This window comes from Candidatus Angelobacter sp. (assembly GCA_035607015.1).
In the GTDB taxonomy this organism is placed as follows: Bacteria; Verrucomicrobiota; Verrucomicrobiia; order Limisphaerales; family AV2; genus AV2.
Genome location: DATNDF010000344.1, coordinates 1 through 7340, shown reverse-complemented (window position 1 = coordinate 7340; position 7340 = coordinate 1). Strand labels below are relative to the sequence as shown.

The 7340-nt window shown below is 57.7% G+C and carries 8 protein-coding genes; 7 read left to right on the top strand and 1 reads right to left on the bottom strand.

Annotated features, from left to right (window positions below; genetic code table 11):
* From VN887_13815 to VN887_13800, 4 genes are all read left to right on the top strand, one after another.
* A partial coding sequence (locus VN887_13815) for a hypothetical protein (protein ID HXT41083.1) occupies window positions 1-287 on the top strand: 287 nt, incomplete at its 5' end.
* A 392-nt stretch (window positions 288-679) separates the two neighbouring features.
* Entirely contained in the window at window positions 680-1309 is a 630-nt protein-coding gene (locus VN887_13810) for a hypothetical protein (GenBank protein ID HXT41082.1), read from the top strand.
* A 146-nt stretch (window positions 1310-1455) separates the two neighbouring features.
* A complete protein-coding gene (locus VN887_13805; protein HXT41081.1) occupies window positions 1456-1938 on the top strand; it encodes a hypothetical protein in 483 nt (160 codons plus the stop codon).
* Between the two features lie 10 nt (window positions 1939-1948).
* Complete coding sequence (locus VN887_13800; protein HXT41080.1) at window positions 1949-2461, top strand: GNAT family N-acetyltransferase; 513 nt, start codon at window positions 1949-1951, stop codon at window positions 2459-2461.
* A gap of 210 nt (window positions 2462-2671) precedes the next feature.
* On the opposite strand, the gene VN887_13795 is transcribed toward VN887_13800, so the two are convergent.
* A complete protein-coding gene (locus VN887_13795) occupies window positions 2672-4153 on the bottom strand; it encodes a S41 family peptidase (protein HXT41079.1) in 1482 nt (493 codons plus the stop codon).
* A 214-nt stretch (window positions 4154-4367) separates the two neighbouring features.
* Between VN887_13795 and VN887_13790 the strand changes: the two genes are divergently transcribed.
* The 3 genes from VN887_13790 (at window position 4368) to VN887_13780 (ending at window position 6240) form a co-directional block, all read left to right on the top strand.
* Window positions 4368-4673, top strand: a complete 306-nt coding sequence (locus tag VN887_13790; GenBank protein HXT41078.1) for a metalloregulator ArsR/SmtB family transcription factor — start codon at window positions 4368-4370, stop codon at window positions 4671-4673.
* An 84-nt stretch (window positions 4674-4757) separates the two neighbouring features.
* On the top strand, window positions 4758-5873 hold the full coding sequence (locus VN887_13785) for an inorganic phosphate transporter (GenBank protein HXT41077.1): 1116 nt from the start codon (window positions 4758-4760) through the stop codon (window positions 5871-5873).
* 112 nt (window positions 5874-5985) lie between these two features.
* A complete protein-coding gene (locus VN887_13780; GenBank protein HXT41076.1) occupies window positions 5986-6240 on the top strand; it encodes a hypothetical protein in 255 nt (84 codons plus the stop codon).
* Window positions 6241-7340 lie beyond the last annotated feature (1100 nt).

Here is a 7340-nt window from a genome sequence, read left to right as displayed (position 1 = left end):
TGGCATCCGTTGCGAATGCGCTGGCGAAAGGAGCCCCCGCCAATCCCACGACCGGCTGGACCGACGCCGAGGATGTCGTCGGTTACGTCGTGAGCAAACTCGACGATGAAAAGGAATTTCGCGACCGGGTGAGACCGATGCTTCAGACGATCCTTGGCGACACGCATTCGGGCGCCCGCAACATGGCACGGGTCTATTTGCAAAGATTCGATGAGTTGGACAAGCGCGAGATGCACAATGTCCAGAATGCTCCGGGTGACGCGCAACCCATCAATGGCCCGCAATAGCTTTTGAGAAACTCGCCATGACCATTGAGTTTCCGGATTCGCTCCGATATTCTCGGGCGGCGGGCACCAATCGGTGAATTCTTCGCGGGGCGTGCCTGGAATCGATGGCCTTAAACGACTGCGACAATTCATGAAGACACGGCGGCTTGTTTCCGTTGTGAGCGGCGTGACAGCCAGCGGTTACGGGGACTCTGCTGTCGCTCGGCGGATCCGGTGTCACACTGCTTTGCGCCCCGGGATCAGCCAAATCGCTCGCGTTCTTCGGATGCATATCTGGCGCGTCTTCGCGGAAGACCGGCATCTCGCGACAAACCCTCCGTTCTTTCTCCTCGCGATTGCCACGACCGTCCTCTGTCTTTGGGCCTGGCGCCTGGTTCGGCTGCATTGACGCCATGGACTACACGCCGCTGCTCTGGATCGCCGCCGCGCCCGCGGCAATATTGGGACAGATCTATCTGCTGGGCCGGAAGATGAGCGAGCCGGAGAAAATGCTCCTTCCGGTCGCGGGCGGCCTGACTGCTCAACAGCGGGAAATGATTTCCCATCACAAAGACTGGCTCGCCTCCGTCGGTTTGGAATTTCGGACCTGTTTCCAGTTTGGCAACATTCAGGTCGCGGTGTTTCAACAGGGAAATCTGCCGCGATTCTTCTCCTTCATGTTTCACCAGCGGATCACGTTTTCTGTCGAGAGTTATCTGGAGGATCTGACCGTACTGGACACCAGCAGCAGCGGGAGTCTCGGTCTCTTTCCGCGTCCGGGCGCCTATGCCCAGAGTTTTCCCAATGTTTCCGCGGAAGAAACGTGGCGGCGGCACCTCGAAGGCGAGGCGCATTTGACGCGGAAATTCGGCTTTGCCTGGGTTCCCTTGAAGCGGTCCTACGAGGAGATCATGCTCGCGGCGGTGCGGATACGCATGAAATACAATCGTTCACAGTTTCTTTGGCCGGCGCGGGTGCTCTACCGTTATGCAGTCACGCGACATCGAATCGCCAATCGTTCCATCGCCCAGCAATTTCCCTGAGGGCTGATACTCGCAGAGCGTGGCGAAACAACCGGCCGCGCAAAATGTACGGAATAAACCGCTCCGGCGTCGTTTCCTGCGACGGTCAGAAAGCCCCGACTTTCTGTTTTGTCAGTTTCCGACCTGCGTGCCATGCTGTCGTCACCATGAAAACACTCGTCCGGCTGCTGTTCACCTGCGTCGTCGCATTGGCCGCCCTCGCCGCCAATTCACCTGTCCGGCCAATCTTCCAACTGCGTCTTGCGCTCGACGCGCCGTCCGGCGACGCCGAGCAGATGGTCCTGGTTCACAAGAGTGGAGACGCGGCCCAACCGGAACGGCTCTACGTCCAAAAGAAGGTTTTGCTCGATCAGACCGCGTTGAAATCCGCCAAAGTCATCGCGGATAAGCGCAACGGAAATCCACTGATCGAGATTGCCTTTACCGCGGAGGGCAAAGAGCGATTTGCAGAAGTGACCCGCAAGAATGTTGGCAGGCGCCTGGCGATAGTCATCGAGGGCAGGCTGTATTCCGCGCCATCAATCAGAACCGAAATCCCCGGCGGGCGAGCGGAAATCAGCGGGAGTTTCAGCGAGCCGGAGGCCAAAGAGCTTGCTGCAAAGATCAATGGGTCGGTGACCGGGCGATGATGCCCGGCGAATGCGTGTTCACCTTCAACCCGCGACAATCGCTGACGCCGCCCCGCTCGCCGCGCTGCATACCGCGATCGCCGACCATCTGACCGGCCTGCACGGACGCGGCCCCTGGTCATCCAGATCTTCTGAAAAGGGCGTCCTCTACGCCATGCGCACGTCGCAGGTTTTTGTAGCGTGGCGCGGCAACGAGATAATTGCCACGCTCCGGCTGGCGACCAAAAAACCCTGGGCGATCGACACGAGCTATTTCACGCCGTGCCAAAGACCGCTTTATCTTCTCGCAATGGCGGTGACGCCGGCAAGACAACGTCGTGGAATTGGCCGACGCTGCCTGGAAGAAGCCGCAAGGATCGCCCGAGCCTGGCCGGCGGATGCGATTCGCCTCGATGCCTATGACGCCGACGCCGGAGCGGGGCGCTTTTACGCGCGCTGCGGTTGCACCGAAGTGGGACGGGTTACGTATCGAAACACTCCCCTGATCTACTATGAGTTGCGCCTTACACAGCCGGATGTTTGATGAATGTGTTACTTGAGCGCGGCCGTATGGGTGTGCATGAAATTCAATCGTTCACAGTTTCTTTGGCCGGCACGGGTGCTCTACCGTTATGCAGTGACGCGACCTCGCATCGCTTAATCGTTTCATCGCGCAGCAATTGTTTCCTGATTCCGGACGCCGACCACCAGGCCTCCGATGCAAAGGCTGCACTAGTGCAAAGTGTTTAACGCTTTATCGTTTCTTTCGAGCTAGCTCCAACGCCAGCTCGAAATCCCGATCAACCCCGGCCACGAGATCGGCGATGGTTCGCTTCACGGGGAAATCCGGAAGCACACCACGCGCAGCGTCGTGCTCGTGATGGCCTCCTACGGACATATAGCAGCTCATTAGCGGGATAAAAATCCCCAGCTTGGTGTTGGGGAGGGTGATTTTGATCACCGTTCCGGAGTTATTGCCGTAGTAACAGCCGGCGGTTTCTTCCCCGATGAAGCTGGCGCGATGATGAACGTCGACTTCGGTCAGGAATTCCGAAGTGGTCGAGAGACAGCCGCCGTCGATCAAGATGTAAACTGGACCGGTGAACGTGGGTTTGCTTGGCTGCTGGACAGCCAAGAGAGAATCCACGATCTGGTGGACTTTGCCGTCGGCTCGGAGCTCAGCCAAACCCGGTGGGACAGTCAGGTCGCGGTGGTCGTCGGTGAACTTCGAGAAACTGTAACTCATGCCACAGTTCTTGTTGATGAGGAGATCGTCGTAGTAATTGAACGGTGTGACCAGGAGGTAGGACAGCAGGAGTCCCCCAAGCTCGCCTTCACCCCCGCCGTTGCCTCTCAGGTCCAGGATGAGCGCCTTGGAATCTTTGGATTGGATGGTTTCAAAAGCGCGTTTCATGAACGCCCGGCCTTCTTCCACGTTCTCCCCAAAAATGGAGTAAGTCAGACGCGCGATTTGCCCCTCGTCGAAAAATTTCAAATCTGCGAACTCCTTGCTTCCCTCGTCCTGAGGGTAGAGCGTTTTTGCCATCCTGGCCAGCTCATCGTGTTTTAGACCCGCGACTTGAACCTTCTCCGTCGGTTTGCTTCCAGCATCGGCCATTACCACCTCGTAGGGAGCTCTCAATCCAAGTAAAGCGATGAGGTTCCTCGCGAAATTACCGCTGATATCCCTTTGGCGGGTGGTTTGCACATCACCATCCTTCATTGAGGCGGCAAGCATCGTGGAAATGATGCGGGCGACAGGCACACCGTTGATCGATTGAATTTCCTTCCCGGCCAAGCTCCCACCTTTCGCGTAATCCCTGAAGATGTACGCTTTAGACTCCAGCACCTTCACGTTGAACGGGAGCCATGGCAGGGCCTCGATCTCCGCGCGAACATCGGCCGACATGCTCACGCCGGTATGGCCGCACTTGATGGCGGCGATGGTTGGCGCCATCACCCGATAGAATTCGTAGGAATCCATGGGGTGGTCCAGGGATTTTTCGGCCTCATCAAAGATACGATCGAGGTCGGCCTTTTTTGTGCACCGGTAGAGGCAGCTATGGCCTTCCACCAGGGACTGCCGGGCGATTTGAAAATCTTCCCGCAGTTGTTTTGGTTCGAATTTCCTGGTCGCTTGAGCCGTCGCCGGGCTGGGGGCCGCGAGCAACAGGGTTATGGTAAGTGTGCTCAGGGTGAGCGAATTAAAGTTCATCTTTTCCTTGGTGATTTCCATTCTTCTCTATGAACCCGGCATCAAGGAGAAATGTTTCAGAAAGATTGGTTGGCAATTCGGCTTCACCGGGAATCATATGTTATTTGGGCGGATAAAACGAATCTGTTAATTGAAACCAGTCTGAGCCTGTGGATTGACCGGCCGCCGATGCTGAAATGAAACCGGATTCTCTGCCGGCTTGCCCGGTCAAATGATTCGAGGATAGATTATCGCCATGACCGGACTCGACTGCCTGGCTGCGCTCAAAGCTTTGGGCGAGGAAACCCGCCTGCGCATTCTACGCCTGCTCTTCAAGGAGCCGTTGAGTGTTAATGCGATCGCCGACCGGTTGAAGGCTTCGCAGTATAATGTTTCCAAACATCTTCGCATCATGCGGGAGGCCGGCCTGCTGGAAGTCGAGAAACAGGGCAAGGAACGGCGCTACGGCGTGACGCGCAAGTTGAAAAGCCAGGTCACGGCCAACAACAACATCCTTGATCTCGGCTGCTGCACGTTCCGCCTCGACAAACTGCCCGGCTGACGCGGAGGAATTTCCGCTTGCGGTTCACCTTTTACGTATGCACAATCAGGCATACGTGAAAGCAACCTCCGCTTCCATCCGGCCATGATTATTTTCCTCCTTCTGGCGACCTGCTTCCTCGCGTATTCCAACGGCGCCAACGACAACTTCAAAGGTGTGGCCTCACTGTTCGGCAGCCGCACCTGTTCCTATAAGACAGCCATCACCTGGGCCACGATCACGACGGGCGCGGGCAGCATTGCCGCCATCTTTCTGGCCGAATCGCTGCTCAAAACATTTTCCGGCAAGGGACTCGTGCCGGATGCGTTGACCGCCCAACCGGAGTTTCTTCTCGCCGTGGCGTTGGGCGCGGGAGCCACGGTTGTTCTGGCTACCCTGCTCGGTTTTCCCATTTCAACCACCCACGGTCTGACCGGGGCGCTCGTCGGAGCCGGGCTGGTTACAGGCGTGAGCAGCGTAAACTTTTCCGCCCTCGGCAAGAACTTCGTCATGCCGTTGTTGTTTGCGCCCTTCATCGCCGTCATTGCCGGCGCGACCGTGTATGGCGTCCTGCGAGCGGTACGACTGCGGTCCGGCATCGGCAAGGAAATGTGCGTCTGCATCGGCGCAGAAACTCAAATCCTGCCGGTGCCGCGTCCCGATGGCTTGTTTGCGGCAGAGACACTGCCCAGGTTCACTGTCACTGTCGGCCAATCCGCGGTGTGCCAGCAGCGGTACACCGGGAGTTTCCTCGGCATCAATGCGGGCAAACTCCTGGACGGACTGCATTTTCTTTCGGCGGGCGCAGTCAGCTTTGCGCGCGGGCTGAATGACACGCCGAAGATCGCGGCGCTGCTGCTGGTGGCGACGGCGTTGAGAATTCAATGGGGGTTGGTTGCTGTCACTGTGGCGATGGCGGTCGGCGGACTGCTCAATGCCAGGAAAGTCGCTGACACGATGGCCAACAAAATCACCGGCATGAATCCGGGCCAGGGATTCGCGGCGAATCTCGCCACCGCGCTCCTGGTGAACACCGCCAGCTACCACGGTTTGCCGGTCAGCACGACGCACGTCAGCGTTGGAGCGCTGCTCGGCATCGGCATTACCACGCGACAGGCGAAATGGAAGCCGGTCATCGGCGTCGTGTTGTCGTGGGTCATCACGCTGCCGTCCGCCGCCATCATCGCCGGGGCGGTTTACTGGCTGACAACGCGCTGGTAAACCTGAGCGCCTGCTGCTTCGCCTTCAAAAACCCTGATCGCGCGCGACACATTTTATCGTGCGAAACTGATGCAGACGCTACATTGTCGGCGCAACGTCGTGCGGACCGCCAATGATTACCGCAACTCAAAACCGCGCCAACCGTGGCATCGGCTCATTTCTGACGTGGGCGTTTATCCTCGTTGTCGCCTACATTGTGAGCATTGGGCCTGCGGCACGAATTGACGCGAAGCTGCGCAACCCACAATTGACGACCGTGCTGCGCTTCGTTTATGCCCCTGTCCTGTACTTGCTCGCCGACACACCTTTCACTCCTGTGCTCGAATGGTATCTGAACAAATGGATCAAGTTGACGCCGCCGAAATGAAAACGTGCGCCCTTACGGGCTCCGCCTGCAGTTAGCAGAATAGGAAGCGAAAATGCGCTTTCCAGAAAATCGTGCGAGTGATTTCATCGTGGCATGACTCACAGGCATAATTGAGCGTTACCAGCGCGACTGGCCCCGCTCGCCGACTTTGTCCTTCGTTAGAGACGTCTGATCCATGGTATGAATACACGATTATGTCTCGTTGGAAGTTGGATACTGATTGCCCTTCCGCTCACCTCCCAGGCACAGATCGGATTTCAGAATGGTGCCTTCGACTCACCTGGACTCACCAATGGTCAACCAGCAGTTCCACTCTTTCCAGCCGGCAACAACTTCATTACCGGTTGGACCACCATGACGGGTTACAACGGCACTTATAACGGTAGCGTTGAGTACCTCGCCGACAGGAGCCAAGATTCAGGAGGCTACTGTGTGGAATTGGGATATTACTTCGGCGTTAATGCGATCGGGCAGACATTTAGCACGGCACCCAACCAGCCGTACGTGGTGTCCTTTTGGCTCGCGACAGATTCTTACAACGGTCCGCCGGCGCTTCTCCGAGTATCCGCCGCTGGCACATCGGAAGACTACCAGGCTCCACCCGGTTCAGGAGACCAGCGGGCGATGGGCTGGCAACCCCAGTCGTTTGCCTTCACTTCTGATAATAGCGGATCTACCACACTGTGGTTTGGGAACCTCGTGGGCATACCCGCAATCGACACCGTCACGGTTGCAGCCGTGCCCGAGCCGCGCATCTACGCGTTGTTCTTACTCGGGGGGTTGTCCATCGTTCTGGAGCGCAGGCGTCATGAGAGACCCAGCCGTCGCGAGTCGGTGTGGAAATGCTCTGAGCTTCGGACTGGCCATTGCGCTCCCGTCGTTCGGTTCTGCGACGCGCAGGAAGGCGAAAATCCACTTTCCAGAAGACGGTGAGAGAGGTTTCATCCTGCCAGAGCCGTTCAATATACGAACCAGCAGCCGCGTGATCTTAGTTGGGCGGACTCGCACACATGAGCACTTCAACCCGCAGGAGGCTGGGAGTAGCGGCGGTGGTTATCTCGCTGCTGGTCGGCGCGGCGCTTTACCTCTCTGGCACACCG

Bases quoted from the DNA above. Each gene is read 5' to 3' on its own strand.
- VN887_13810 (HXT41082.1), top strand. From the start codon at position 680: ATGGACTACACGCCGCTGCTCTGGATCGCCGCCGCGCCCGCGGCAATA.
- VN887_13790 (HXT41078.1), top strand. From the start codon at position 4,368: ATGACCGGACTCGACTGCCTGGCTGCGCTCAAAGCTTTGGGCGAGGAA.
- VN887_13800 (HXT41080.1), top strand. From the start codon at position 1,949: ATGCGTGTTCACCTTCAACCCGCGACAATCGCTGACGCCGCCCCGCTC.
- VN887_13805 (HXT41081.1), top strand. From the start codon at position 1,456: ATGAAAACACTCGTCCGGCTGCTGTTCACCTGCGTCGTCGCATTGGCC.
- VN887_13780 (HXT41076.1), top strand. From the start codon at position 5,986: ATGATTACCGCAACTCAAAACCGCGCCAACCGTGGCATCGGCTCATTT.
- VN887_13785 (HXT41077.1), top strand. From the start codon at position 4,758: ATGATTATTTTCCTCCTTCTGGCGACCTGCTTCCTCGCGTATTCCAAC.
- VN887_13795 (HXT41079.1), bottom strand. From the start codon at position 4,153: ATGGAAATCACCAAGGAAAAGATGAACTTTAATTCGCTCACCCTGAGC.